Origin of the sequence: Nocardia acidivorans NBRC 108247 (assembly GCF_001625085.1) — a bacterium.
GTDB lineage: Bacteria > Actinomycetota > Actinomycetes > Mycobacteriales > Mycobacteriaceae > Nocardia > Nocardia acidivorans.
Map to the genome: position 1 here is coordinate 19,122 of NZ_BDAW01000061.1, position 26,208 is coordinate 45,329.

The following is a 26,208-nucleotide window of genomic DNA, read 5'->3' on the forward strand; positions in this document are numbered from 1 at the left end:
GGTACGCTGCCCTGCAATGAATCGGCTGAGCGTGGTGGACGAAATGTTCCTGCGCGCGCATCGGGGTATGGGTACCCCGATCGCGTTGCAGGGACTGTGGCGTACCGCCGATCCGGTCGACCGGGCCCTGCTGGACCGGATTCACGAAGCCCTGCGCGTGGGCCCGCTGGGGCGGCGGGTGGTACGTTCCCGTGTCCCCGGAGCCCGGCCCCGCTGGCAGGAAACCGGGTGGGCACACCCGCCGGCGGTGACCGACCAGGCGATTCCCACTGCGGCACTACTGGATTGGGCGGATTCACAGGGCGACGACCTCGACCCCGAGACCGGTCCCGGTTGGCGACTCTCCGCGACCGAACTCGCCGAGGGCGGCTGTGTCATGTCCCTGACCTGCTCACACGCCCTGGCGGACGGTCGAGCGCTGACCCTGGCCATCGATCACGCCCTGACCGGCACCCCCTTGGCGGCACCCGTTGCCGGACATACGGATTGGGCGGACGCGCGCAAACAGTGGGCGACCGTACTCGGCGGCACCGCCCGCGCCCTGCGCCGCGGACTGCCACCGCGACCCACGCCACCGGTCGATCGAAAGATCATGTCCGCCCACGTATTGCCGGGACGAACGACCCGAAGCGCCATCGTGCAGGTGCCCGCCCGGGAATGGAACAGGGTGGCGGTCGCCCGCGACGGCACCGCCAACAGCCTCTTCGTCCACCTCATTGCGAATATGCTGTGGAACAGCGGATTCCAGGAACCGACCATCGTGGCCAGCCTGCCGGTCGACACCCGGGACGAACCGCGCGTCGACAATGACATGGCCATGACGGAGATCGCCATCACCCGCGAGGACACCCCCGCCAGCCTGCGCCGCAAAGCCCGCGCCGCCTACGAGCACCGCATGACCAGCCCCGGCGGCCTCCCGGAAGAACTTCTACAGGTCATCCCCGATCGCTGGGCGGCGGCCCTGGCCAAGGGCGCGGGTGAACGAGACATCCTGTGCTCCAATATCGGAACCCTGCCGGACTCGCTACTGACCCTGGGCCCGCACCCGTGCACCGGCGTGGCCGCGCGCGCCATCCACCCCGGCCTGCGCCCCGACCGACTCCCCCGCACCCGACTCTCCGGCTACCTCACCCGAATCGCCGACACCTACACCCTCTCGGTGGTCAGCCTGGACCCCGAGGCCGCCCACAGCCCCGGGCTGCTCACGAAACGAGCACTCGCCGACTTGGAGCTCACGGCACAGAGCTGGTGAACCCCCTTGCGGTTCAACGATTATCGGGATGCGTGACCTTCATCAGGGTGACCGGAGCATCCAGGCCACGAAAGTCGTCCGGGTTCACCGTGTACAGCGGGAGACCGTGAACCGAGGCAATCGCCGCGATTATCAAATCCACGCGGCGGGGCTTGGGATTTCGACCGGCGGCCAGCACCGAGGACACGATGTGGCCGTACCGGCGGGCGGCCCCGGTATCGAAGGCGAGCGGCTCGAACAGGGCTTCCGAGTTTTGGAGGCGTTCAATCCGCCGCGCGCGTTCGTCAGGATCATCGGTGTACTGCGGACCTGCCGCAAGTCGATTTTCTACAACACTGCTACACCTTTCCTACGGGGAGACGGACGCGCGGTCGGACTCACTCCGGAGTCGTCGCGAACGAGGACGAGCGAGTCCGAACATGTTCGGGGACTTCGATTCCCGGTTCCAGGTCGGCGGCAGGGACGGCGTCGTCCCAGACCTGACGCAGGGGCAGCACCCCGGCCCAGACGCCACCGGCGGCGATATCGGATTCCTCATCGCGCGGGCCGCCGGTGCGCATCTTCACCGATGCCTCGGTGAGGTCGAGGGCGAGCACCATGGTGGCCGCCATCTCCTTCTTGTTCGGCGACCGCACCGCATCCCATGAGCCCGGGGCCACGTGCTCGACGATGACCCGTAGCGCGTGCATGCGCTCCTCGGGATCGGTGAGTTCGACCGGTCTGGCGTGGATGACGGCCGAGCGGTAGTTCATCGAGAAGTGCATGGCGGAGCGGGCGTAGACCACACCGTCCAGGTGGGTGACCGCCACCGAGACCTCGCCGGTCATGGCGGCGCGCAGATTGCCCGCACCCGTGGAGCCGTGCAGGTACAGGGTGTCGCCCTCACGCCCGTAGGTGGTGGGGATGACGACCGGGCTGCCGCCGAGCACCACGCCGAGGTGGCACAGGAGTCCGGCGTCCAGGACCGCGTCCAATTCGGCGCGGTCGACGGCCCCCCGCTCCTTGTAGCGGGCGAGCGTGCTGCGGGGGGTGGGTGACAAGGGGGTCCGGGTCGCTTGCTCGGTCATATGACCAGCATTACGCGGGCAGTGGCATTCCTGAATAGCCAATTCGACGCAAGAATGAAAGACCACTTGCCCGAGATATCGGCCTGTTCCGCACTCGTTCATTCGGCGGTACCGGCAGCAGCGGTCGGATCGCACCGGAGGCTCGGGCCACCAACCACTCCCGGCGTCAGTTCCCCGGACAGCCTCGGCGAGCCCCGATCTCCGGCGACACCGAGCGACCGGACGCCCGGCGGCTCTCCGCTGACCGCAATGCGCAGTGCCGCCTTGGTTTTCGCGCTACGGCCGTGATGCGGACCTTCTCCCGATGCTCGGGCTGACAACCCGACCCCGGCACGCTAAGGTGTCCTCCGCGTCCGTAAAACGCTGCAAATTAATACGTTTCGGGTATCACTGGGGGATCGTTGATCGGCAAGATCGTCGCGGCAGCTCTCACCTCCGCCGCACTGTTGACCACGGCGACGGGCCTGTCCACCGCCGCACCGCTGGGCGTGACCCCGCTGCCGCGGCCGACCGGCCAATTCCAGGTCGGCACAACGACTCTGCATCTTCTCGACGCGGGCCGACCCGACCCCTTCCGGCCGGACCGGGCGCGCGAACTCATGGTCTCGGTCTTCTATCCCGCCACGGCCACCGAACTGTTCCCACGCGCGCACTACGTCTCCACGGTGCTGGTCCCGGAGCTGCAACGACAGCTGGGGATCGAATTGCCTGGGCTGCTGACCAATTCGTATGCCGACGCCCCCGCCGAACCGGAGAGTCGTTTCCCGGTGGTCCTGTACACGCCCGGGGCCGGGGTGTCCCGATTGCTGGGCACCGGCCTGGCCGAGGATCTCGCGAGTCGCGGATACATCGTGGTCACAGTGGATCACACCTACGAGGGCCCCGCGGTGGAGTTTCCGGGCGGGCGCACGGCCACGGCCGCACCCATGCCCGAGGGTTTCGTCCCCGCGGTCCGTAAGAAGTTCATCGCCGCCCGCCTGCTCGATATCGGGTTCGTCCTGGACTCGCTCACAAAACTGGCGGGCGGCGACAATCCGGACGCCGAGAAGCGCTGGCTCCCAGTCGGTCTCGCGGAGGCCCTGGACCTGAATCGGATCGGGATCGTCGGCCATTCGTCCGGTGGTTATGCCGCCGTCGAGGCCATTCACGACGATCCGCGCATCGGCGCGGCGGTCGATCTCGACGGGCAGATCGGGGTCGACGAGGAGTTCGGGCGGGCCGCCGTCGAGGGGGTCGATCGGCCGGTGCTGGTGCTGACCAGCCGCCAGATCGAGGAGGTGGGCGATGCGAATCCCTCGCTCGACGCCTTCTTCGCGCACGGAATCGGCTGGAAACGTCAACTCACCCTGGGTAATTCGGCACATTACGACTTCACCGACATGCCGTCGCTGGTGCCAGATGCCGTGCGGCCCGCCGCCAAGACCTACTTCGGGCCGATCGCGGCCCCGCGTGCGGCCGCCCTGACCGATACCTATGTGGCCGCGCTCTTCGACAAATTCCTCCGCGATGATCCGAACACCCCGCTCGATCACCCCGGCGCGGATCCGGAAATCACCACCCTGCGCTGACCGATTCCGGCCACCGCGAGTGGCAGGCTGTAGTGGCGCGAATTCCGAATCGAGGAGAGGCCACTTCGGTGACAGACGGCGGCAAAAACTGGGTGGTGGTGGAGGATCTGCCGCTGGCGATCGACCGTGCCGCGAGTGTGCCGCTGGCGGTTCAGGTGGCCGATGGGTTGCGCACCGCGGCGACCAGCGGCGCACTGCGCGGCGGCGATCGACTGCCGTCCTCGCGCGAGCTGGCGACCCGGCTGGGCGTGAGTCGCACCGTGGTCACCGCGGCCTACGACCAATTGCACGCCGAGGGCTGGCTCAGCGGCAGGCACGGCTCCGGGACCTACCTCACGGCCTCACCCGAACCAATCGCCGCGCAGGTCACCACCGCCCGGCGCGCCGATCCGGCGGTCGGCCTGCTGGATCTGGGCGCGGGCGCTCCCTGTATCGAGGTGATCGATCGGGCGGCCTGGCGGCGCGCCTGGCGTGCGGTCTCGGATCGAAACCCCCTGGTGCGCAAGGAGCGCGCCGGTGAACCCGATTACCGGGCGGCGGTGGCCGAACACCTGCTGCGCCACCGCGGACTCGGTCCGGGCAGTGGCAGCGTGGTGCTCGCCACCGCCGGAACCAGTTCGGCGGTCAGCGAACTCGCGGCGGCTCTGCTGCGCCCCGGCGATGTCGCCGCCATCGAGGACCCCGGATATTCGCGGGCCGCCGGAGCCTTCCAGACGGCGGGCGTACGCCTGGTCCCGGTACCGGTGGACGCCGACGGCCTGCGCGTGGACCAACTGCCCTTGGATACCAAAATGGTGTATTGCACACCCGCGCACCAGTTTCCGCTCGGCGCGCGAATGCCCGCCGCCCGCCGCGTCGAACTCGTCGAATTCGCCCGTCGCACCGGCGCGCTGGTCATCGAGGACGACTACGACGGCGAATTGCGTTATGACACCGCCCCTTTGCCCCTGCTCGCGGCTTTGGCCCCCGAACTCGTGGTCCACCTGGGCACCACCAGCAAAATCCTCTGCCCCACCCTCGGCGTGGGCTGGATGGTGGCCGCCCCGGCGGTGACCGACGCGGTGCTGAACCACCGCGAACTCACCGGCACCGGCCCCGCCCCGGCCGGACAGCAGGTGGTGGCCGAACTCGCCCGGCACGGCGATCTGGCCCGGCACCTGCGCCGCCTGCGCCGGGAGATGCCGCTGCGCCGCGCCCTGGTGATCGAGGAGCTGCGCGGGCGCGGCCTGACCGTCCGCGGTGACGATGCGGGCTCGCACCTGTTCGTACCGCTGGACTCGGCCCCGCGGGAGGAGGCCGCCGTCGCCGCGGCGGCCGAGGCCGGGGTCTACCTCGACGGCCTGGGCAGGTACACCCGCGGTCCCCGACACACCTTCGGGATAGCGCTGGGTTATGCCGCCCTGTCCAGGGCGGACCTGCCGGTCGCGGTGCGCTCGGCGGGGGAGGCCTTGGCACGGGTCGTACAGTGGACGCCATGAGCGAACAGGACATTCTCGCGCGCATCAAAACCCTGGTGGATCGTGAGCACGAGCTGCGTACCCAGAGCACGCAGGGCGAGATCGATCCCGAGGCCGAACGCCGTCAGCTCGCCGAGCTCGAGGTCGCCCTCGACCAGTGCTGGGACCTGCTGCGCCAGCGTCGCGCCCGGCTGGATCAGGGCCGCAACCCGGAGGAGGCGCAGGCGTCCTCCGCCCGTCAGGTCGAGGGCTACCTCCAGTAATCCCCGGCACGACTCCCCCGTCAGGGCGGCCGGATTTCTCGAACGGCGCGCCCGCGCACCCCGCTACCATCGGTTGATGGTGGCAATGACAGACATCACGACCGGGGACGGCATCGTCCGCGGTTCCCAGGGCCGCCGCGTATCACGCTGGCGGTCCATTCCTTTCGCCGCGCCCCCGGTGGGCGACCTGCGTTTCCGGGCTCCGCAGCCGGTGCAGCCGTGGACCGGGGTGCGCGATGCCACCGAATTCGGTTTCGCCGCAATGCAACACCGGCGCGGGGCACAGCTGGGTCCGCGGCGGCAGCAGCCCACCGGCGAGGACTGCCTGACCCTCAATATCACCGCGCCCAACACCCCATCCGCTACGCCGCGACCGGTCATGGTCTTCATTCACGGCGGCGGCTACTTCATCGGCACCTCCGCGCTCGGCCTGTACTCGGGTGCGCGGCTGGCGCTGCGCGGCGATGTGATCGTGGTGTCGATGAACTATCGGCTGGGCGCGTTCGGCTATGTCGACTTCAGCGAATTCTCCACGCCCGCACATCGATTCGAGGCGAATCTGGGGCTGCGCGATCAGGTGGCGGCGCTGGAGTGGGTGCGCCGCAATATCGCCGCGTTCGGCGGGGATCCGAACAATGTCACCATTTTCGGCGAATCCGCCGGTGCGCACGCGGTGCTCGCGCTCATGGCCGCGCCCGCCGCGGCCGGACTGTTCCACCGGGGTATCGCGCAGAGTCCGCCCGCGGACTGGGGGCCCTCGCACGCCGATGCCCGGCTCTTCGCGCGCCGCTGCCTGGACAAACTGGGCGCGAAGCCCGGTGACGAGGCGAACAGCCTGCTCACCGCGCGCTCCAATGATATTCGGCGCGCGGTGGATCGCGCGGTCAACGACGTCATGCGCGATCAGCCCGGCCTCTTCCCCGCCGCACCGCAGATCGACGGCGATTTCCTGCCGAAGCCGATCGTAGAGGCGTTCGCGGACGGCAGTGCGCATCCGGTGCCGCTGATCATCGGCACCAATCGCGATGAGGGCACGCTGTTCGTGCGCTTCGACGACACGCTGCCCACCACCCCCGAACGCATCCGCTGGGTGCTGAAGCAGGCGGGCGGCGATGCCGAATCCCGGGTCACCGCGGCCTATCCCGGTTTCCCGGACCGCAGGACCACGGTGCGCATGGGCGGTGATTTCACCTTCTGGCGACCCTCGCTCGCGGTGATGGAGGGGCACAGCCGCTACGCGCCGACCTACGCCTATCGCTTCGACTTCGCCCCGCGCGCGGTACAACTGGCAGGTTTCGGCGCGACGCACGCATTGGATCTGATCCCGGTGTTCGGCGCGACCGCCACACCGGTGGGCCGGGCGCTCACCGCGGCGGGCGGACAGCGCGGCTTCCGGGCGGTGTCGCGGCAGTTCCAGGACAATTGGCTGGCGTTCGCGCGCACCGGCGCACCGCTGTCGAATTGGCCCGCATACACCAAGGAACGGCGCTCGACCATGATCATCGACTACCCGTCCCGGGTGGAGAACGATCCGGAGCGGGCGAAACGCCTTGCCTGGCAGGGAGTTCACCCGCCCGCACTGGTGTAGCGGTACGTATCCCGGCCGAGGGGGAGTCGAATCTATTTGAGCAGCCGGGACATCCGGCGGTCGGCGAGAATCTTGCCGCCGGTCTGGCAGGTCGCGCAGTACTGGAAGGACTTGTCCGCGAAGGCGACTTCGCGCACGGTGTCCCCGCAGACCGGGCAGGGCATACCGGTGCGACCGTGCACCTGCATCCCGGATCGCTTCTCCCCCTTGAGCCGAGCCGCGTCCTGCCCGACCGAGCGCGCGATGGCGTCGGCGAGGATCGCACGCATGGTGGCGTACAACCGCGCCACCTGCTCCTGATCCAGGGTCGAGGAGTTCGCGAACGGCGAGAGCTTGGCGGTATGCAGAATCTCGTCCGAATAGGCGTTGCCGATGCCCGCGATCAGGGTCTGATCGGTGAGCGCGTTCTTGATCCGCTGCGTGGTGCCCTTCAGGATCTCCGCGAACTCCGGCTCGCCGACGACCATGGCATCGGGCCCGAGTCGGGCGATACTCGGCACCAGCTGCGGATCGGACACGATCCACACCGCCAGCCGCTTCTTGGTTCCCGCCTCGGTGAGATCGAAGGCGGGCGTATCGCCCTCCGGCGTGAAGAAGTGCACCCGCAGCGCCAGCGGGCCCTTGCCCGGTTTCGGGGGCGTCGCCGACGGATCGTCGAGCCACCGCAACCATCCGCCCCGGGACAGATGGGTGATCAACCACAGCCCGTCGCAGTTCAATCCGAGGTGTTTGCCCCAATGCCCCGCCCCGGTGACATCGCGCCCCGAGAGCGCGGTCGCGGGCGGATCGAAGGTCTTGAGCACACTCAGCGCCGCGACGTCGACCCGTCCCACCACCGCACCGACCGCATGCGCGCTCAAGAATTGCTCGAGCGCCACAATTTCGGGTAATTCCGGCACTCCCGCAGCCTACCGACCACCCCCGACAAGCGCGACCAGCCACGACGCGCCGATTGTCAGTGCGCGGCGTCCCGGCTTGCCGCGTCCAGGAGGGAGTCCAGCAGGCCTGGGAAGCGGTGGTCGAGGTCTTCGCGGCGCAGCGGTATGGGCCTGGCCACCGCCCGGCGACTGCTGGACGAGGGCGCGGCGGTCGTCATCACCGGCCGAAATCCGGGCTGCCGCAGCCGCTTCCACCCTCGCGGCCCGGGTGGGTACCGCCGAGGAGGTCGCGGCGGCCGTGGCATTCCTGACCTCGGGGAAGGCGGCCTATATCCGAGTCCTACCCGGTCGACAATGCCCAGGACCTGCTGATCGACGGCGGCATGACCACCGCCACCGCCGCACAACAGCTCTGACGCGATCAGAGCCCGGGGCGCAGCAGGTAGATGTCCATGATCCAGCCCTTGGCTTCCCGCAACGCGGCGCGGCGACGGATGATGCGGGACTCCACGATGCGCAGCGGGCCCTCGATGATCGCCTCATCGGGCATGCCCAGATACGCACCCCACCAGATGTGGACGTCATCACCCGGCACCTGTGTGAAGGAACAGTCGCCGTCCAACATCACCAGCGTGGATTGCCCTGCGGCCAAACCCTCTTCGCGCAGTCGGCGACCGGTGGTGATGTGCACCGGCTCACCGATCTCGTGCAGCACCATGCGATGCGCGGCGGCGAGCGCCTGCACACTGGTGATGCCCGGAATCACCTCGTAGTCGAAGGTGACGCGCCCGCGCTCGAGCACGCGTTCGACCACCCGCAGCGTGCTGTCGTACAGCGCGGGATCACCCCACACCAGAATCGCGCCCACGCCTTCGGTTTCCGCGAACGCCTGCTCCAGCAGGGCCGCACGCGCCTCATGCCAATCCTGCACGACACCCCGGTACGCGGCATCGGCCCCGGTGGCCGGGACGCTCCGATCGCGCGGCGGATCGAGCACCTCGACCACCCGGTGCGGCTGGTCGACATGCTCGGCCAGGATCCGCGCGCGGACATCGACGAGCTCCTGCTTCTCGGCGCCCTTGCCGATCAGGAAGAACACATCGGTCCGGCGCATGGCCTTGACGGCCTGCACCGTCACCTGATCCGGATCACCGGCACCGATTCCGATCACAGAGAGCATGCGCACAGCGCCACAGCATGCCAGGCCGGAAGGGTGTCGCGGCGCGGGGCGGCGGGTGCGTAAGCTTGCCAGGCGTGGACACCGCCCCTCGAGACCCCCAGAGCCAGGCCCCGCGCGACACTCAGTACGAGGATCTGCTGAGGCTGGTGCTGGAGTCGGGCACCCCGAAGGCGGATCGCACGGGGACCGGCACCCGCAGCATCTTCGGACATCAGCTGCGCTATGACCTCTCGCAGGGGTTTCCGCTGATCACCACCAAGAAGGTGCATCTCAAGTCGATCGTCTACGAGTTGCTGTGGTTCCTGCGCGGCGATTCGAACGTGAAATGGCTGCGGGACCACGGGGTCACCATCTGGGACGAATGGGCCGACGCCGACGGCGATCTGGGTCCGGTCTACGGCGTACAGTGGCGGTCCTGGCCGGCACCCGACGGCACCCATATCGATCAGATCTCACAGGTGCTGCAGACGCTGCGCACCGATCCCGATTCGCGCCGGATGATCGTGTCCGCCTGGAATGTGGCCGAATTGAATCGGATGGCGCTCGCACCGTGCCATGCCTTCTTCCAGTTCTATGTGGCGGACGGCAAACTCTCCTGCCAGCTGTATCAGCGCAGCGCGGATCTGTTTCTGGGCGTGCCGTTCAATATCGCGAGCTATGCGCTGCTGACGCAGATGGTCGCGCAGCAGACCGAGCTACTGCCCGGCGATTTCATCTGGACCGGTGGCGATGTGCATATCTACGACAATCACGTGGCGCAGGTGCGCGAACAGTTGACCCGCGAGCCGTACCCGTTCCCGACGCTGAATCTGCGGCCCGCCCCAACGCTCTTCGATTACGCGTACGAGGATGTGGAAATCCAGGATTACCAGCATCATCCGGCGATCAAGGCCGCGGTGGCCGTATGAGAACCATCGGGCTGATCTGGGCCCAGACCCCGGACGGGGTGATCGGTTTGGACAATGCCATTCCCTGGCGCGTTCCGGAGGATATGGCGCATTTCAAAGAGGTCACCTGGGGTCATCCGGTGGTGATGGGCAGGCGCACCTGGGATTCGCTGCCCGCGCGTTTCCGTCCCCTGGAGGGCCGTCGCAATATCGTGGTGACCCGGCAGGCGGACTGGTCCGCCGCGGGGGCGGAGCGGGCGGGCTCGGTCGAGGAGGCGCTCGAACTCAGCGGCCCCGGAACGGTCTGGGTCGCGGGCGGCGGCGAGATCTACCGTGCCGCAATGCCGTTCGCCACCGAGTTGATGGTCACCGAGGTGGACTCCGATATCGCCGGTGATTGCTACGCCGCGCCCATCGGCCCGGAGTGGGTCGCCGATGCGGCCCCGTGGCGAGAGTCCGCCAAGGGCCTGCGTTTCCGCTTCCGCCGTTATCTCCGCGAATCCGATAACGCGATGATTCCACTCCAGTAATTCCTGTGCACGAACGGCCCAATCTGCCGGTCGCCCGGTGAGTAGTCCGGCATACTCACGGATACTCCGGCGAAAGGCAGTCCATGGACAAGAAGTCGTTGACCGCGGTCGCCCGCCAGCAGCTCAAGCTGGCCGCGACCGCATCGAGCGGACGTAGTTCGCTCACCATCTACGGCGGTCACGCGCACAGCCTGCGCCAGACGGTGATCGCCATGACCGCGGGGCAGTCCCTCGCCGAGCACGAGAATCCGGGCGAGGCCACCATGGTGGTGCTCAGTGGTGTGCTGGCCCTCATCAGCGGCACCAATGAATGGAAGGGATCCGCCGGTGACCTGCTGGTGATCCCGAACGCGCGGCACAGTGTGAAGGCCATCGACGATGTGGCCTTCCTGCTCACCGTGGCGAAATAGCGGACACGGGCCTACCGGCCGACCGGTCTGACCAGTGTCCGTTCTAGGCTGGAGCGCATGGGTGAGCCGCAGCCGATTCTCGACCCGCTTACGCCCGCCGCGATCTTCCTCGTCGCGACCATAGACGAGGGTGGCGAGGCGGTGGTCCGCGATCTCCTCGCGGATCTGCCGGGATTACGCCGATCCGTGGGCTTCCGGATACCCGGGGCGGGGCTCGACTGCATAGCGAGCATCGGTTCCGCCGCCTGGGATCGTCTCTTCGCGGGGGCGAAACCCGCTGAGCTGCACGAGTTTCCGTCCTACATCGGCGAGCGTCACCAGGCCCCCGCCACCCCGGGCGATCTGCTTTTCCACATCAAATCGCAGAACCAGGACGCCTGTTTCGAATTGGCGATGGCACTGGCCGACCGCCTGTCCGGGGCGGCCACCATCGTCGATCAGACCGTCGGCTTCCGGTATTTCGAACAGCGCGATCTGCTCGGCTTCGTCGACGGCACCGAGAATCCCGAGGGCGCGCTCGCGGTCTCGGCGGCGCTGGTCGGTGACGAGGACGCCGAATTCGCCGGTGGCAGTTATGTGATCGTGCAGAAGTACCTGCACAACCTGGGTGATTGGAAGGCGCTCTCGATCGAGGAGCAGCAGCGCGTGATCGGGCGCACCAAGCTCGACGACTTCGAGCTCTCCGATGCCGACAAGCCCGCCAATTCCCATGTCGCGGTGAACGATCAGGACGACAACGGCACCATCCTGCGCGCCAATATGCCCTTCGGCAGCGTCAAGGACGGCGAGTTCGGCACCTACTATGTCGCGTACTCGGCCACGCCCGCGGTCACCGAGCTGATGCTCGAGCGTATGTTCCTGGGCACCGATGAGGCGGCCTACGACCGCATCCTGGATTTCTCCACGGCCGTCACCGGCACGTCGTTCTTCGCCCCGCCCCTGGGGTTCTTCGACGCACTGCCGGACGCACCCGCGCCGGCGGCCGCGCGAGTCCGGGAATCTCCGGCAACCAATGGTGTTGTCTCCCACGATGGTTCCCTCGGAATCGGCACGTTGAAAAGGAGCTAGAGCATGAACAACCTGCACCGGGAACTCGCGCCGATCACCTCCGCCGCCTGGACGGCGATCGAGGAGGAGGCGACCCGAACCTTCAAGCGGCACATCGCCGGTCGGCGCGTGGTCGATGTCTCCGGACCGCACGGCGCGGACTACTCCGCGGTGGGCGCGGGCCGCACCGCCCCCATCGCCGCACCCGCCGAGGGGGTACAGGCGCGCCAGCGCGTGGTGGTGCCGCTGGTGGAACTGCGAGTGCCGTTCACCCTGTCCCGCGATGAGCTCGACAATGTGGAGCGCGGGGCCAAGGACACCGATCTGGACGCGGTGAAGGAGGCGGCCAAGAAGGTCGCGTTCGCCGAGGATCGGGCCCTGTTCGAGGGATATCCGGCCGCCGGGATCGTCGGCATCCGCGCGAGCACCTCGTGCGAACCGGTGAAGCTGCCGGGCGATCCGAAGCTGGCTCCCGAGGCGGTCACCCAGGCCCTGAGCAAGCTGCGCCTGGCGGGCGTGGACGGACCGTATTCGGTCCTGCTCTCGGCCGATCTGTACACCGCGGTCAGCGAGACCTCCGATCACGGGCATCCGATCCGCACCCATATCGAACGACTGATCGACGGCGAGATCATCTGGGCCCCGGCCATCGACGGCGCGTTCGTCCTGTCCACCCGCGGTGGGGATTTCGATCTGCGGATCGGTCAGGACCTGTCCATCGGATACCTCTCGCACGATGCCGAATCGGTCCAGCTGTACTTCCAGGAATCGCTCACCTTCCTGGTCTACACCGCCGAGGCGGCCGTCGCCCTGGAGGCGTGAGAGCCGAGTGGAGCAGTGCCTTCCGCTGTGCTTGCGGGTACGGTGACCGCAGCACAGAGGCGGGAGGCGATTGTTCGATGGTGTGCGCGGAATGACCATGGTGCGGGCCGGTGTGGTGCCGGGGCGGCGGGCAGCCTGGTACGGCGCGGCCGGGGTGGTGGTGACGGCCGCGATCTGCGGTGGCATCGTCGGTGTTTTCGGGGTGAATCGGATCTTCACCGGATTGCTGCTGGGGATCGCGGCGGGGATCGCGCTGCTGTTTCTGCTCTTCGGCCTCGACGGCGTGGTGCTGACCGAGCAGGCGATTGTGCGGCGAACCCCCTGGGGTGCCGAGACTCTCGCCTGGGATCGGGTGGTGGCCGGTCGATTCGCGCTCGACGAGCACGCCCGCTGGTCGCTGGCACTGGATCTCAACGGCGGCGACGAGCCGCACGGGGAACTGGTACTGCTGTCCATCCCACCGGTGGTCAAACCCATCGCCAACGCCTACGACATGCGTAAACGCGAGCAGGTCAATGAGATTCGCGGCATGCTGCGCGGTAAGCGCATCCCGGTGACGGTGCTCCCGGAGATCGCGGACGCGCTGACCCGGCACTGGCGGCTGGCCCCGCCCACGCACGGCGACACCGCTCGGTAGGGTCGAGGCCGTGATTCGCACCGCGGCTCTGGCACATATCCGGGATCGTCGCCTGTTGCAGACCAGGTCCACCGGCAAGGATGTCTTCTATATGGCGGGTGGCAAAATCGATCCGGGCGAGACCCCGGTGTCGGCGCTGCACCGCGAGATTCACGAAGAGCTGGGCGTCGCCACCGTCGACGTGGCCGAACTCGGCGTCTTCGAGGCGCAGGCGTACGGGCACACGCCCGGCACCCGGCTGCATATGACCTGTTTCCTCGGTGAGCTCGCCGACGAGCCGCGCGCCAGCGGTGAGATCGCCGAACTGCGCTGGTTCACCCTCGCCGAATATCAGGCCATGGAGCATGTGGCCCCGGGCTCACTCCTGGTCTTTCAGCGGCTGCACGCCCTAGGCCTGATCGACGCCTGACCCGCCGTCCGCGGCATCGACGGCGGTCGGCGCGTCCGCCGCGCGGGAGGGAATCCGGGTGGCCGCGGCCAGACCGGCCAACAGGAAGAGGGCGGCCGCGAGCAGTGTGGTGCGGGTGGCATCGGTGAAAGCGCGGCAGAGCGCGTCCAGCACCGCCGCCGCCCCCTCGTGATCGCGAACGCCGGAGATGGCCCCTCCCGCGGATTCCCGGGTGGCGGTGGCGAGGGTGTCGGCCGCGCCCGCGGGCAGATCCTTCACCTCGTCCAGGCGGCGCGGCAGATCATGTCCGAGCGCCACCGAGAGCAGGGCGCCGACCAGTGCGATGCCGAAGGCCGAACCGACCTGCCGCACCGTGCTCTGAATGGCCGAGCCCTGGCCCGAATTCGCCGGTGGCACATCGGCGAGCACCGTTCCGGTCAATTGCGCCGAGGCCAAGCCCAGGCCGATGCCATAGACGATGAGCAGCACCGCCAGCCACCAGCCGGAGATGTGCGGGGTGACGAACAGCGCCACCAGCGCGATGGCGATGGCCTCCAGGGCCAGGCCGATCTGCACCACCCGCACCGGTCCGATCCCGCGCACGATGCCCTCGGCGATTCCGGCGGCGCAGAAAGCGCCCAGCGCCATTGCCGCGAGCACGTAACCCGCACCGAGCGTGGACAATCCGAGCACATTCACCATGAACAGCGGCAGCACGAACAACAGCCCGAATTCACCGAGCGCCACCGCGAACGCGGTGATATTGCCCCAGCGGAAACTCGGTATGCGGAACAGTTTCGGATCCAGCAGCGCCGAGCGCCCGATCAGATTTCGATGCGTCTCCCAGCGAATGAACAGCACCAGCGCCACCACACCCAGTGCGAGGAATACCGGAATGGGTGAGACCCAGGCGTTCTCGGACCAGCGCAAGCCCGCGATCGGGAACTCCCGCAGCGGTTTCCACCAGCCGTAGGTCTGTCCTTCGATGAGCGCGAATACCAGGAGCGCGAAACCGGCCGCGCTGAGCAGGAATCCGTCCACATCGAGTCCGGGCGCGGCCTTTCCCATCCGCGTCTCGGGCACGAACAGGAACAGTCCGATCAGCACGAGCACCCCGAGCGGGATATTGACCAGGAAGATCCACGGCCAGGTGTAGCTGGTGGTGAGCCAACCGCCGAGCAGCGGTCCGATGGCCGCCACGCCGGAGATGACCGACCCCCATACCGCGAAGGCGATGACCCGGTCCCGGCCCCGGAACAGGGCGTTCATGGTGGCCAGCGTGCCCGGCATCACCCCGGCAGCGCCGATGCCCTGCACGATCCGCCCCCACAGCAGCGGCCACGCGCCGGTCGCGGAGGCGGCGAGCACACTGCCCGCCAGGAAGACCAGCACGCCCAGGGCGAACAGATTGCGCCGCCCGAATCGGTCGCCGAGGCGTCCGCTGGTGATCAGCAGCGCGGCCAGCACCACCGCGTAGATACTGGTAACCCATTGCGCCTGAGTGAAATTCAGGCTCAACTGGTCGATGATGACCGGTAGCGAGACCGAGACGATGGTGCCGTCCAGCACCACCATGGAGAGCCCGAGCGCCAGCACTCCGAGCGTGAGCCATTTCTTGCGACCCAGATCCAGCTGCTCTTCTGTCATCCGTCGCTCCTGCCGCGCATGGGACAGCCGTCCGAAATAATCGGTTACTCGCAGTAGCCACACAGGTGCGGTTGGCCGCACACAAGTGTATGTGCAACCCCTTGGACATCAGCCCAAGGTGACGAGACGGTTACCTGAATGGAGAGAACATCCAGCTCTTGGCCATATTTCCACTCGGTTGACCTCTCGGCCGTAAGGCGCGGCGCGCGACCTGTCATTCAGTGCTGATTGTTTGCCCTCATGTTAAGGGGCCGACAGCACCTCCGAGCGGCGCGGTCGATCCCGGCCGGATCGCCCGGACCGAACCGGGACAGCCGATGTCCGAATCGGATACGTTTGAGGGCGTGTCGATGATGAAGGGTTCCAACGTTCCGGTGGCGGCATCCGCGGTACGGGTCGAGCTGGGGTGGCAATCGGGTCCAGGCGTTCCGGATGCCGATGCTTCGGCACTGCTGCTGTCCGGGGGGCGGGTGCGCTCGGACAGCGATTTCGTCTTCTACAACCAGCCGGCGCACGCCTCGGGCGCGGTGCGGCATGAGGGCAAGCGGCAGGGGCCACAGGTCACCGATGTGCTCGCGGTGAATCTCGCGCAGGTGGAACCACAGATCGAGACCATTGTCATCGCGGCCTCCGCCGACGGCGGCACCTTCGCCCAATTGCCCGGCCTGCACGTGCGTTTGGTCGATGCCGGAAGCGGCGCGGAGGTGGCGCGCTTCGACAGCACCGACGCCTCCTCCGAGACCGCCTTCGTACTGGGCGAGCTGTACCGCCGCCAGGGCGCGTGGAAGTTCCGCGCCGTCGGCCAGGGCTACGCGACCGGACTCGCCGGGCTCGCAAGCGATTTCGGCATCACCGTCGACGACGCCCCGGCCACGCAGACGGCCCGGCCGCCGCAGGGCGCGCCCGCCGCTCCGCCCGCGCAACCCACTCCCCCACCGGCGCAATCCTTCACCCCGCCGCCCGCCGCGCCGCCGCCGTATGGCGCGCCGCCGCAGGTCCCGCAGCCGAATTACGCCGTGCCGGGCCAGAATCCACCGCAGTTCGGCACGCCGGGGCAGTACCCGCCGCCGGGTGGCTACAACCCACAGCAGGGGCAATACCCGGATCCGGTCGGCCAGTACCCGCCCGGCGGACAACCGCAGGGTCAGTACCCGCCGCCCGCGGGGCAGTACCCGCCGGGTGGGCAGTATCCGCCGCCCGCGCAGTATCAGGATCCGGCGTATTCGCCCGCGCCCGACGGGTATTCGCCGCCGCAGCAGCCGTATCCCGCGCCGCCGAATCCGTATCAGTCCGGCGGGAATCAAATTCCGCCGTATTCACCGGGCGCGAATCAGCCGCCGCCGTATCAGCAGGGCGCGAATCCTGTTCCGCCGCAGCCGTTCGGGCAGACCCCGCCGCCCGGTGCGGCCGAGCCCAAGGTGAATCTGGGCAAGATCTCACTGACCAAGGAGACCCCGGCGGTCTCGCTGACCAAGCAGGGTGCGACCGGCGGCATTATGCGGGTCAACCTGAACTGGTCGGTGCCGGGCGCGTCGAGCGGGCTGTTCGGGCGCAAGCGTGGCGGCAATGGTGGGCTGGACCTGGATCTGTGCTGTTTCTGGGAGCTGACCGACGGTTCCAAGGGGTGCATCAGCCCGCTGGACACCATGGGCAGTCTGCACAAGGCCCCCTTCATCGAGCTGGATCAGGACGATCGCACCGGCGCGAGCCAGGGCGGTGAGAACCTGTCCATCAATCTCGATCACACCGCGCGGTTCCGCCGCATTCTGGTTTTCGCCTCGCTGTACGAGGGCGCGCAGGATTTCCGCGGCGTGCACGCCACCGCCACGCTGTACCCGCACAGCTCCCCGCCCATCGAGATGGAGGTCAGCGGCTGTGTCGACGACTCCCGCGAAATGGTGCTGGCCCTCATCGAGAATGTGAACGGCGAGTTGGTGGTTCGCCGCGAGGGTATCTTCGTGCGCCCGCCGGACGGCCACCGCTTCTGGGGCAAGATGGCCGTGGACCAGGCCTACCGCTGGGACCTGAAGTGGGGCACCTCCAAGGGCAAGTCCTAGCCGAGTTTCAGTGCGGCAGCTCGGGTTCGCGCCAGATCTTCCTGATACCCGAGCAGCCGCAGCATGGCGTCGGGGATGAGCTGGTCGGCGTACCGCGGCGGCGCGCCCTCGTCGGAGCGGATATTGATGACCGATTCGACGAGGCGGAACGGCAGCAGGTCCGCGCCGGGCACAGTGGGGTTCCCGGCCTCGGAAATGACGGCGGCGGCAAGGATTTCGTAATGTCGCCGCAGATCATCACGGCGTGCGCGGAACGCCGCGAACCGTTCACCGCGCAGCTCGGGTAGCAGGTAGAGCGCGCCCAGATTCCAGCGCGCGGCGCAGAGCTGGCTCACATCGAATCGCGCCAGGGCATAGAGGCGCACGGCGGCCGGTGCGTCGGACTCCGCCAGCCGTTCGGCGAGTTTCAATGGCGCGGTGATGGTTTCGCCGAGCAGGGCGTCGAGGATGTCGTCCTTGGATGCGAAGTGGTGGTACAGCGAGGCCTGCCGAATGCCGACGGCATCGGCGATGGCCCGGGTGGAGGTGCTGCCGTAACCATTGCCGGTGAACAGTTCGGCGGCGGCGTCGAGGATCTCGGCGCGCGGCGTCTGCCCTGCCCTGCGGCGGGGTTCCAGGCGGGGACGTCCAGGTCCGAGTTGGGTCACACGCTTCATTCTGTCCTACCGGACCGCGGTGATGTTTCTGTCACTCGATAGAAATCCGGGCAATGCAGAAGTTACGGCGGGCCATGATTCGGATACATCGGCGTCACCGGGCGAGCGATCGCGATTGAAAAACTTTCACTCGATAGATATTCACCGCTCGCGAAGGATTCGCCATGGTCGCCTCCGCCGATTCCATCGTCCAAAAAGACCCGACGAACAGCATCGATCCCGCCGCCGACAGCGCCGATCTGGCGCGCTTCGGCTATCAGCCCGTCCTGCACCGCAAGCTCGGCCGCTACGCCTCGTTCGCGGCGGGCTTCTCCTTCGTCTCCATCCTGACCACCATCTTCCAGTTCTTCGGCCTCGGTTACTCCTTCGGTGGCGCGGCCTTCTTCTGGACCTGGCCTATCGTGTTCGCGGGTCAGTTCCTGGTGGCGTTGAACTTCGCCGAACTGGCCGCGCGCTACCCGCTCTCGGGCTGCATCTACCAGTGGTCCCGGCAGCTGGCCGGCGCCGTGGTGGGCTGGTTCGCGGGCTGGATGATGATCATCGCGCAGATCGTCACCGCCGCCGCGGCGGCCATCGCCCTGCAGGTGGTGCTGCCCTCGATCTGGAGCGGCTTCCAGCTCATCGGCACCGACAGCGCGCTCACCTCGCATGACGGTGCGGTGAATGCCGTTGTGCTGGGCAGCATTCTGCTGGTGGTGACCACGGCGATCAATGTGGTCGGCATCGACTGGATGGCGCGGATCAATTCCCTCGGCGTGACCATCGAGATCGTCGGCGTGCTCGCGGTCATCGCGGTCTTCTTCACCCATGCCGATCGCGGTCCCAGCGTGGTCACCCAGACCGATCAGGCCGCACCGGGTTCGTACTGGGCCGCCTTCCTGGTCTCCGGACTGATGGCCGCCTACGTCATGGTCGGATTCGACTCCGCCGGTGAGCTTTCCGAGGAGACCAAGAATCCGCGCCAGGTCGCCCCGCGCACGATTCTGACCGCGCTTGCCGTCTCGGGCATCGGCGGCGGCCTGATTCTGCTGGGCGCGCTGATGGCCGCGCCGAGCCTGTCGGACGGCTCGCTGAGCAGTGGCGGACTCGCCTACGTGATCGAGACCAAGCTGGACAGCCCGGCGGGCAAGGTCGTCCTGGCCTGCGTGGCCTGCGCTATCACGGTGTGCACCTTGGCGATTCAGACCGCCGGTTCGCGGCTCATGTTCTCCATGGCGCGCGACGGCCGCCTGCCGTTCGCCGAGCGCCTGGCCACCGTGCATCCGCGTTTCGGCACCCCGGTACTACCCGCGGTGGTGATCGGCGCACTCGGTATCGGGCTGCTGCTGCTCAACCTCGGCAATGCCGCCATCTTCGCCACCCTGGCCGGCGTCTGCATCGTGACGCTCTACCTGGCGTACCTGCTGGTGACGGTGCCGCTGCTGATCCGCCGAATCAAGGGCTGGCCCGGCGACGACGCCACCACCGAGAACGGCAAGCTGCTGTTCGGCCTGCGCCGCTGGGGAATTCCGATCAACGCCCTCGCGGTGGTGTGGGGTATCGCCATGGCGGTGAACCTGGCCTGGCCGCGCGCCGAGGTCTACATCCCGACCGGTGGCGGCTGGTGGATGCAGTGGGCAGCACCGCTTTTCGTGCTGGCGACCCTCGCGGCGGGGGCACTGGTGTACCGGCTCATCACCCCGTCCCGCGCGGCGCCGAGCACCGAAGCGATCATCCAACCCGCCTGAACGACAACACCATCCGCCGCCGCACAGAGTCGAGCGGCGGCGTATGGAAGGAGTATCGATGACCAATACCGCAGACACCTCGAGCGCGCGGGCGCACGCCCGATCGCAGGCGGCCGCCGCGACCATCAGCGGACCTGAGTTGCCCGAAGGTATCGATCCGGCGAAAATCACGTTCGCACAGCGGATTCCATCCGGTGGGTATGCCAATGCGGTGCTCGCTCGGGGCACTCGGATGCGGATCTCCGATCCCCTGGGGGCGGCCTGTGCGCATCTGCTGCTGTTCCGCGCCGAATCACCGTGGGAGCGGCTCAATGTCGCCGATACCGTGAAGGTGCCGTGGCAGGCGTATCCGGCGGCGGGGCATCCGCTGCTCTCGGATCAGGGCCGGGTGCTGGCCACCGTGGTCGCCGATTCCTCCGGCAGGCACGACACCCTGTGTGGCACTTCGGCTTCCGCCCGGGATCGGCTGTGCATGGCGGGGGTCAAACAGGGGCTGGAGCCGCGCGATATCGCGCAGACCCTCTCATTCTTCCGCGGGGTGCGGGTGGAGTCGGACGGCGGGCTCACGCCCACCGGCAGTGCCGGACCGGGGACGGTCGTCGAACTGCTCATTCACCTGCCGGTCACGCTGCTCATCGCCAATGCCGAGCATCCCCTCGATGCCACGCCCACCACGGACCTGGATCTGGTGGCCTGGGCGGCTCCGCGGGACCTCGGTCAGCGGTTCAATACCGACCCGGAATACCTGCGCGCGGTGGAGAACACCGAAGCGGATTGGCAGGCACGCACTCTGGAGGCAATCGCATGATCACCGCATCCGGCACCCTGGTGCTCGACGAAACCGTTCCCGCCCGCGCGCCCTGGTCCACCGTGGTGCGGGCCGGTGACCGCCTGGAGATCATCGACCTGCACGGCAATCAGGCGGTGGACTGTCTGCTCTACGCCGCCGACGATCACACCGACCGCTACAGCGCGCAGGCCACCGTCGCCGCGCAGCGCAATATCTTCCTGACCACCGGTAGCGTCCTGCGCACGGATGCCGGGACCGCGCTCATGACGGTCATCGCGGACGAAGTCGGCAATCACGACACCGTCGCGGGGGCCTGCTCCCGGGAGTCCAATACGCTGCGCTACGGCCATCACACCCGGCACCAGCACGCCTGCGTCGAGAACTTCCTCGCCGAGGGCATGAGATGGGGCCTGGGTAAACGGGATCTGGTCTCGAATATCAACTGGTTCATGAACGTCCCGGTCGAGGCGGACGGCACCCTGGGCATTGTCGACGGACTGTCCGCGCCCGGGAAGAAGATCACCCTGCGCGCCGAGATCGACACCCTGGTGCTGGTCTCCAACTGCCCGCAGATCAACAACCCCTGCAATGGCTTCAACCCGACGCCGGTACGAATGGTGGTGACTCGATGACCCCACTCCTACCCGAAGTCGTCTCGGTGGCAACGGATTCCAGCGCCGCGATCGCCCCCGCCGGGGCCACCCGCGACACCGCGCCGACCGGGACGGCGGACATCGGCGCGGACGCACCGCATGACTCGACGGACGCACCGTCCCGGCAGGAAATCAGTTTTGCCACAGCGGCTTCCATGCGCGTGGAGCGGTCGGGCATGCAGACGACCGTGCAGGATTGGCCCGCGCGGATCGGGTACTGGCACGTGGGCGTGCCACCGTCCGGGCCGATGGATGATCTGTCGTTCCGGCTCGGCAATCGCGCGCTGGGGAATCCGGAGGGCGCGGCCGGGCTCGAATGCACGCTGGGCGGACCGGCGCTGCGGTTCGACGAGCCGACCTGGGTCTGCGTGACCGGTGCGCCGGTCCCGGTCACCGTGAACGGCGAGCCCGTGCGGCAGTGGCGCAGTGTGCTCGTCCCCGCCGGTGGCGTGCTGGATGTCGGCATGGTGCGCGGTCCCGGGATGCGCTGCTACATCCTGGTCGCGGGCGGTATCGACGTGCCCGAATATCTCGGCAGCCGTTCGACTTTCACGCTCGGCAAGTTCGGCGGCGGCACCGGTCGCGCCCTGGCGATCGGCGATCGGCTCGCCCTCGGCGGCCACGGCGGGTCCGAGTCCCGCGAGCCCGCGCGGGATATGTCCGGTGCCAAGGTGAGTGCCGGGGTACCGGGCGATGACCAACCGGTCTTCGCGCGGCGCTGGGAGCTGGCGGTCACCGAAGGCCCGCACGGGGCGCCGGAGTTCTTCACCCGCAATGACTTCGACACCATTATCGGCACCGACTACGAGGTCCATTTCAACTCCGATCGGACCGGTGTGCGGCTCATCGGACCGAAACCGCAGTGGGCGCGTCAGGACGGCGGCGAGGCCGGACTGCATCCGTCGAATATCCACGACACCGCGTATTCCGTTGGCGCACTGGACTTCACCGGCGACACCCCGATTCTGCTCGGACCGGACGGACCGAGTCTGGGCGGTTTCGTCTGCCCGGTCACCGTGGTGGCGGCCGATCGCTGGAAACTGGGTCAGCTCACCCCGGGCGACAAAGTGCGGTTCGTCCCCGTCCGCGCCGATCGCGCCGCCTCGCTGCGCGAACTGGGCGCCGCGCGCCGGGCCGCCTGGCCGGTGGTGCTCTCCTGCGGCGGTGACGGCGACGACGGCGTGCTGGCCCGGCGCGAGGGCAATGAGACCGCGGTGACCTACCGGCGCGCGGGCAATGACGGCATGCTCATCGAATACGGTGATATGACACTGGATTTGGAGCTGCGCGCCCGGGTGCACGCCCTGCACCAGGCGTTGCTGGAGCGTAAGGAACCCGGCGTCACCGAGCTCACCCCGGGCGTGCGCTCGCTACAGGTCCGCACCGATCCGGATCGCCTGCCCACCGCCAAACTGCTGGACCTGCTCGGCGAGGTGGAGGCCGAACTCCCGTCCGCGGAGGAACTGGTGGTCCCCAGTCGCACGGTCTCACTCCCGCTGTCCTGGGACGATCCCTCCACCCGCGAGGCCATCACCCGCTATATGCACGGTGTGCGCGCCGATGCCCCGTGGTGCCCGTGGAATATCGAATTCATCCGCCGGATGAACGGATTGGCCACCGTGGACGACGTTTTCGACACCGTGTTCGCCGCCGACTATCTGGTCCTCGGCCTCGGTGATGTGTACCTGGGCGCGCCGGTGGCCACCCCCACCGATCCGCGGCATCGCCTGGTCACCACCAAATACAATCCGGCCCGCACCTGGACCCCGGAGAATGCCGTCGGCATCGGCGGTGCGTACCTGTGCATCTACGGAATGGAGGGCCCCGGCGGCTACCAGTTCGTCGGCCGCACCACCCAGGTCTGGAACCATCGCTCCACCGGGCTCGGCGAAGATCCTTGGCTGCTGCGCTATTTCGACCGCATCAGCTGGTGTCCGGTGAGCGCGGAGGAACTCCTGGACCTGCGCGCCGATGTGGCGGCCGGGCGCGGGGAACTCCGCGCCCGGGACGGTGAGTTCAGGCTCGCCGACTACCGCCGCTTCCTCACCGACAATGCCGATTCCATCGAATCGTTCCGCGCCACCCAGGCGGAAGCCTTCAACGCGGAACGCAATTCCTGGCGGGCGGCGGGTGAACTCACCGAAACACCCTGAGCGGCCTCAGTTCTTGGTCCACACGATCGAGTACCGCCAGTAGAGATGACGGCGGTAGGTGGCGCCGGGGAGCATTCGGGACAGTTCGCGAATATCGGCGTAGGTGTGCGGGGGCGGCCACACGATCGGCGACGGATGCTCCCAGCGCTTGCGGGTGAACCGGAACCAGTTGTAGCCGATGCCCGCGACGATTTCGCGCGGGATATCCGCGGGCCAGTTCGGCATCGCCAGGCCCGTCAGGGCCAAAGTCCCACCGGGCCTGAGCAATTCGGCCATGCGGGTCAGGGCGGCGGCCGGGTCCATATGATGCAGCGTCGCCACCGAGACGATGCCGTCGAAGGACTCCGGCGCGAAGGGGTGGGTCAGGAAGTCCGCGCACACGTAGGCGATGTCCGCCGGACCCTGCGCGCGGGCCAGCTCGATACTCGGTTCATGCAGGTCTATGCCGGTGACGTGGTTGCTTCGCCGGCGCAGACGGCGACTGAGCATGCCTTCACCGCAGCCGACATCCAATACCGTGTCGGCGGCGGCGACCGCGTCGGCCAGCACGCCGTGATACTGGATATTGGTATTCCAGCGGTCGGCGTCCGGGGTTTCGGTCATGTTCCCGAGCCTAGCCGCGCGCGGTGCTCAGCCGGTGGTGTGCGTAGCCTCGGGGTTGGTGGTATCGCGGATGACGCGCAGGGCCGCGGTGAGGGTTTCGAGTTGTTCGGGATCGAACAGGCCGGTGAACCAGCGCTCCACGCCCTCGAGGTACGCGGGCAGTACGCGGGCCACCCGGGTCGCGCCCGCGGCGGTCAGGACGGTGTAGGCGCTGCGGCGGTCCGTCGGATCGGCCTCGCGGCGGACGAACCCATTGCGTTCGAGTCGATCCACCAGCCGGGTGACCCCGCTCGTCGAAAGATTGGTCTGCACCGCGAGATCGGTCATGCGCAGTTTGCGGCCGGGTGAACGACTCAGGCGCATAAGGGCATTCAGATCCAGTCCGGACAGCCCATTGCCCTTCCAGGTCGATTCGAGCCGGGCGATCAGACCGTCGTGCGCCTCGTAGAGCAGGCCGACCGCGGTCAGACGGGGGTCGTCGAAGAGATGCTTGGGATCCACGCTGAGCAGCGTAAACCAGATGACTGCATTGGGGATAGTTGACGCGCGGAACAACTCCGGTATGTTGTTGACGACGCAATAGTCCGCACAGCAACAAAATGGAGGGCATCATGACCACGCAGCGCTGGGTGGCCGGTTTCCGTGCACCGCTGGTGAATCCGGCCGAGGACTTCCGCCTGGCCGAGCCGCGCGCCTTCGCCGGGGAGACGCTGCGACAGATCGCGCGGGTGGCCGGCGCCGGATCGCGGCTGCGGGTGCGGCTGACCAATCGCTACTCCGCGCAGGAGCTGGTCATCGGCGGCGCGCGAATCGCGCTGGCCGAGAGCGGGTCGGAGATCGTGGCCGAGACCGATACCGTGCTGCGGTTCGCGGGCGCGGAACAGGTCCGAGTCCCCGCCGGGGCGGACCTGATCAGCGATCCCATCGCACTGCCGGTCGCCGCGGGCGATGAGCTGACGCTGAGCCTGTATCTGCCGGAGCAGACCGGGTTCGCGGCGTTCGCGCATCTGCCCGCGCAGCCCGGCTGGATCGCGACGGGCGATCGAACCGCCGAGGCCGCCTGGTCGCACGCCGAGGAGACCGGTTCGCGCTTCTTCCTCACCGGTATCGATGTGCTGACCGAGGCCGAGGCACCGGTGCTGGTCGCCTTCGGAGATTCGTGGTTCGAGGGCGTCGGCTCCACGCCGGGCGCGAATCGGCGTTCGGTGGATTGGCTCAACGCACAGCTGTCCACAGGCTGGGCGGTGAATCAGGGCATCGGCGGAAACCGGTTGGTCACCGACGTGGTCGGTGAGCACGGCCTGGCCCGGTTCGAGCGGGATGTGCTCGCGGTGCCCGGGGTGGCGGGCGTATGGGCCAATTTCGGCATCAATGATCTGATTGTGGGCGGCACGACCCCGGCCGCCGAACTCGTTGCCGGGTACGTCGAACTCGCCCGCCTGGCGCATGCGGCGGGGCTGCCGATCTACGCCAATACCGTCGGACCGTTCGCGGGGGTCATCTACCCGGGTTTGAATGTGGCGGAAGGGGTTCGGGTGCGCCGCGAGGTGAACGAGTGGCTGCGCACCACCGATGTCTTCGATGCCGTCTTCGATATCGCCGCGGCCGTACAGGATTCGGAGACCGGTGATTTCATTCGCGCGGAATTCGACAGCGGGGACGGACTGCACCTCAATGACGATGGTCATCGCGCCATGGCGGGGGCGGTGGATATCAACGCCCTCACCGCGCATCTCTGATCGCGGGGCTGATCCGGCGGCGATATCGCCGGTCCGGCCGGCCGTTTTCAGGATGGGGGCGGGCGATGCGGGGTGAGTAGCGGTGAATCTCCGTCCTGTTCAAGGGACGTGGCTGTTCAGCGGGGCTTTACCTCGGGCCGACGAGAGCTAGGCACGAAAGGCGTGTCCGACACGGTTCGGGCGGCACTTCGCACCGCGATCGCCGCTGG

General features: G+C 67.9%; 27 protein-coding genes. 18 read left to right on the forward strand and 9 right to left on the reverse strand.

From position 1 onward, the window contains the following. Window positions 1-16: 16 nt before the first annotated feature. Window positions 17-1,252: a hypothetical protein gene (locus NA10_RS27150; RefSeq protein ID WP_067572910.1), complete on the forward strand. Its 1,236-nt coding sequence runs from the start codon at window positions 17-19 to the stop codon at window positions 1,250-1,252. Between the two features lie 13 nt (window positions 1,253-1,265). On the opposite strand, the gene NA10_RS37120 is transcribed toward NA10_RS27150, so the two are convergent. Together NA10_RS37120 and NA10_RS27155 are read right to left on the reverse strand one after the other, a co-directional pair. Continuing rightward, window positions 1,266-1,439 (reverse strand): PIN domain-containing protein, encoded by a 174-nt coding sequence (locus NA10_RS37120; RefSeq protein WP_157556765.1) that lies wholly within the window; start codon window positions 1,437-1,439, stop codon window positions 1,266-1,268. Window positions 1,440-1,629: 190 nt separating this feature from the next. Continuing rightward, window positions 1,630-2,319, reverse strand: a complete 690-nt coding sequence (locus NA10_RS27155; protein WP_067572912.1) for a pyridoxamine 5'-phosphate oxidase family protein — start codon at window positions 2,317-2,319, stop codon at window positions 1,630-1,632. Between the two features lie 401 nt (window positions 2,320-2,720). Here NA10_RS27155 and NA10_RS27160 point away from each other — a divergent pair, with 401 nt between their 5' ends. The 4 genes from NA10_RS27160 (at window position 2,721) to NA10_RS27175 (ending at window position 7,195) form a co-directional block, all read left to right on the forward strand. Further along, window positions 2,721-3,887: an alpha/beta hydrolase family protein gene (locus tag NA10_RS27160; protein ID WP_084515290.1), complete on the forward strand. Its 1,167-nt coding sequence runs from the start codon at window positions 2,721-2,723 to the stop codon at window positions 3,885-3,887. 68 nt (window positions 3,888-3,955) lie between these two features. After that, entirely contained in the window at window positions 3,956-5,365 is a 1,410-nt protein-coding gene (pdxR, locus tag NA10_RS27165; protein WP_245677928.1) for a MocR-like pyridoxine biosynthesis transcription factor PdxR, read from the forward strand. Next, window positions 5,362-5,607 carry a DUF2630 family protein gene (locus NA10_RS27170; RefSeq protein ID WP_067572960.1) on the forward strand — a complete coding sequence of 82 codons (246 nt, stop codon included), beginning with the start codon at window positions 5,362-5,364 and terminating at the stop codon, window positions 5,605-5,607. The genes pdxR and NA10_RS27170 overlap by 4 nt, the downstream gene beginning before the upstream one ends. A 76-nt stretch (window positions 5,608-5,683) precedes the next feature. After that, a complete protein-coding gene (locus NA10_RS27175) occupies window positions 5,684-7,195 on the forward strand; it encodes a carboxylesterase/lipase family protein (protein ID WP_067572914.1) in 1,512 nt (503 codons plus the stop codon). Window positions 7,196-7,227: 32 nt separating this feature from the next. Here the strand turns inward: NA10_RS27175 and NA10_RS27180 are convergent, their stop codons facing one another. From NA10_RS27180 to cobF, 3 genes are all read right to left on the reverse strand, one after another. Then, a complete protein-coding gene (locus NA10_RS27180; RefSeq protein ID WP_067572916.1) occupies window positions 7,228-8,094 on the reverse strand; it encodes an Fpg/Nei family DNA glycosylase in 867 nt (288 codons plus the stop codon). A gap of 56 nt (window positions 8,095-8,150) precedes the next feature. After that, on the reverse strand, window positions 8,151-8,294 hold the full coding sequence (locus tag NA10_RS38285) for a hypothetical protein (protein WP_218021596.1): 144 nt from the start codon (window positions 8,292-8,294) through the stop codon (window positions 8,151-8,153). Window positions 8,295-8,494: 200 nt separating this feature from the next. Further along, window positions 8,495-9,259, reverse strand: coding sequence for a precorrin-6A synthase (deacetylating) (gene cobF / locus NA10_RS27185; RefSeq protein ID WP_067572919.1), 765 nt, complete (start codon window positions 9,257-9,259; stop codon window positions 8,495-8,497). A gap of 68 nt (window positions 9,260-9,327) precedes the next feature. Between cobF and NA10_RS27190 the strand changes: the two genes are divergently transcribed. The 7 genes from NA10_RS27190 (at window position 9,328) to NA10_RS27220 (ending at window position 13,995) form a co-directional block, all read left to right on the forward strand. Then, on the forward strand, window positions 9,328-10,161 hold the full coding sequence (locus NA10_RS27190; RefSeq protein WP_067572921.1) for a thymidylate synthase: 834 nt from the start codon (window positions 9,328-9,330) through the stop codon (window positions 10,159-10,161). After that, window positions 10,158-10,670: a dihydrofolate reductase gene (locus NA10_RS27195; RefSeq protein WP_067572923.1), complete on the forward strand. Its 513-nt coding sequence runs from the start codon at window positions 10,158-10,160 to the stop codon at window positions 10,668-10,670. The genes NA10_RS27190 and NA10_RS27195 overlap by 4 nt, the downstream gene beginning before the upstream one ends. A gap of 83 nt (window positions 10,671-10,753) precedes the next feature. Next, on the forward strand, window positions 10,754-11,080 hold the full coding sequence (locus NA10_RS27200; RefSeq protein ID WP_067572925.1) for a cupin domain-containing protein: 327 nt from the start codon (window positions 10,754-10,756) through the stop codon (window positions 11,078-11,080). Between the two features lie 57 nt (window positions 11,081-11,137). Next, window positions 11,138-12,148, forward strand: a complete 1,011-nt coding sequence (locus tag NA10_RS27205) for a Dyp-type peroxidase (RefSeq protein WP_067572927.1) — start codon at window positions 11,138-11,140, stop codon at window positions 12,146-12,148. Window positions 12,149-12,151: 3 nt separating this feature from the next. Next, entirely contained in the window at window positions 12,152-12,949 is a 798-nt protein-coding gene (locus tag NA10_RS27210; RefSeq protein ID WP_067572929.1) for a family 1 encapsulin nanocompartment shell protein, read from the forward strand. Between the two features lie 91 nt (window positions 12,950-13,040). Further along, window positions 13,041-13,586: a hypothetical protein gene (locus NA10_RS27215; protein ID WP_067572931.1), complete on the forward strand. Its 546-nt coding sequence runs from the start codon at window positions 13,041-13,043 to the stop codon at window positions 13,584-13,586. A gap of 10 nt (window positions 13,587-13,596) precedes the next feature. After that, complete coding sequence (locus NA10_RS27220; RefSeq protein ID WP_067572933.1) at window positions 13,597-13,995, forward strand: NUDIX hydrolase; 399 nt, start codon at window positions 13,597-13,599, stop codon at window positions 13,993-13,995. Here the strand turns inward: NA10_RS27220 and NA10_RS27225 are convergent. Continuing rightward, complete coding sequence (locus NA10_RS27225; RefSeq protein ID WP_067572935.1) at window positions 13,975-15,621, reverse strand: MFS transporter; 1,647 nt, start codon at window positions 15,619-15,621, stop codon at window positions 13,975-13,977. The two genes, NA10_RS27220 and NA10_RS27225, sit on opposite strands and share 21 nt — an antisense overlap. Window positions 15,622-15,971: 350 nt before the next feature. Between NA10_RS27225 and NA10_RS38925 the strand changes: the two genes are divergently transcribed. Beyond that, window positions 15,972-17,678, forward strand: a complete 1,707-nt coding sequence (locus tag NA10_RS38925; protein WP_084515293.1) for a TerD family protein — start codon at window positions 15,972-15,974, stop codon at window positions 17,676-17,678. On the opposite strand, the gene NA10_RS27235 is transcribed toward NA10_RS38925, so the two are convergent. Then, window positions 17,675-18,334 carry a TetR/AcrR family transcriptional regulator gene (locus NA10_RS27235; RefSeq protein ID WP_067572937.1) on the reverse strand — a complete coding sequence of 220 codons (660 nt, stop codon included), beginning with the start codon at window positions 18,332-18,334 and terminating at the stop codon, window positions 17,675-17,677. The two genes, NA10_RS38925 and NA10_RS27235, sit on opposite strands and share 4 nt — an antisense overlap. A gap of 164 nt (window positions 18,335-18,498) precedes the next feature. Between NA10_RS27235 and NA10_RS27240 the strand changes: the two genes are divergently transcribed. From NA10_RS27240 to NA10_RS27255, 4 genes are all read left to right on the forward strand, one after another. Next, window positions 18,499-20,061, forward strand: coding sequence for an amino acid permease (locus tag NA10_RS27240; RefSeq protein ID WP_067572939.1), 1,563 nt, complete (start codon window positions 18,499-18,501; stop codon window positions 20,059-20,061). Between the two features lie 58 nt (window positions 20,062-20,119). Beyond that, complete coding sequence (locus NA10_RS27245) at window positions 20,120-20,869, forward strand: DUF1989 domain-containing protein (protein WP_067572942.1); 750 nt, start codon at window positions 20,120-20,122, stop codon at window positions 20,867-20,869. Continuing rightward, a complete protein-coding gene (locus NA10_RS27250; protein ID WP_067572944.1) occupies window positions 20,866-21,483 on the forward strand; it encodes an urea amidolyase associated protein UAAP2 in 618 nt (205 codons plus the stop codon). Before NA10_RS27245 ends, NA10_RS27250 begins: the two co-directional genes overlap by 4 nt. A 176-nt stretch (window positions 21,484-21,659) precedes the next feature. Continuing rightward, window positions 21,660-23,657 carry a 5-oxoprolinase/urea amidolyase family protein gene (locus NA10_RS27255; protein WP_067572963.1) on the forward strand — a complete coding sequence of 666 codons (1,998 nt, stop codon included), beginning with the start codon at window positions 21,660-21,662 and terminating at the stop codon, window positions 23,655-23,657. Between the two features lie 6 nt (window positions 23,658-23,663). Here the strand turns inward: NA10_RS27255 and NA10_RS27260 are convergent, their stop codons facing one another. Together NA10_RS27260 and NA10_RS27265 are read right to left on the reverse strand one after the other, a co-directional pair. After that, a complete protein-coding gene (locus NA10_RS27260) occupies window positions 23,664-24,260 on the reverse strand; it encodes a class I SAM-dependent methyltransferase (protein WP_067572946.1) in 597 nt (198 codons plus the stop codon). Between the two features lie 27 nt (window positions 24,261-24,287). Next, on the reverse strand, window positions 24,288-24,761 hold the full coding sequence (locus tag NA10_RS27265) for a MarR family winged helix-turn-helix transcriptional regulator (RefSeq protein WP_067572948.1): 474 nt from the start codon (window positions 24,759-24,761) through the stop codon (window positions 24,288-24,290). A 110-nt stretch (window positions 24,762-24,871) separates the two neighbouring features. On the opposite strand from NA10_RS27265, the gene NA10_RS27270 reads away from it, so the two are divergent. Further along, the gene (locus NA10_RS27270; protein WP_067572965.1) at window positions 24,872-25,999 is read left to right on the forward strand and encodes a GDSL-type esterase/lipase family protein; all 1,128 of its coding nucleotides are present in this window, start codon (window positions 24,872-24,874) and stop codon (window positions 25,997-25,999) included. Window positions 26,000-26,208 lie beyond the last annotated feature (209 nt).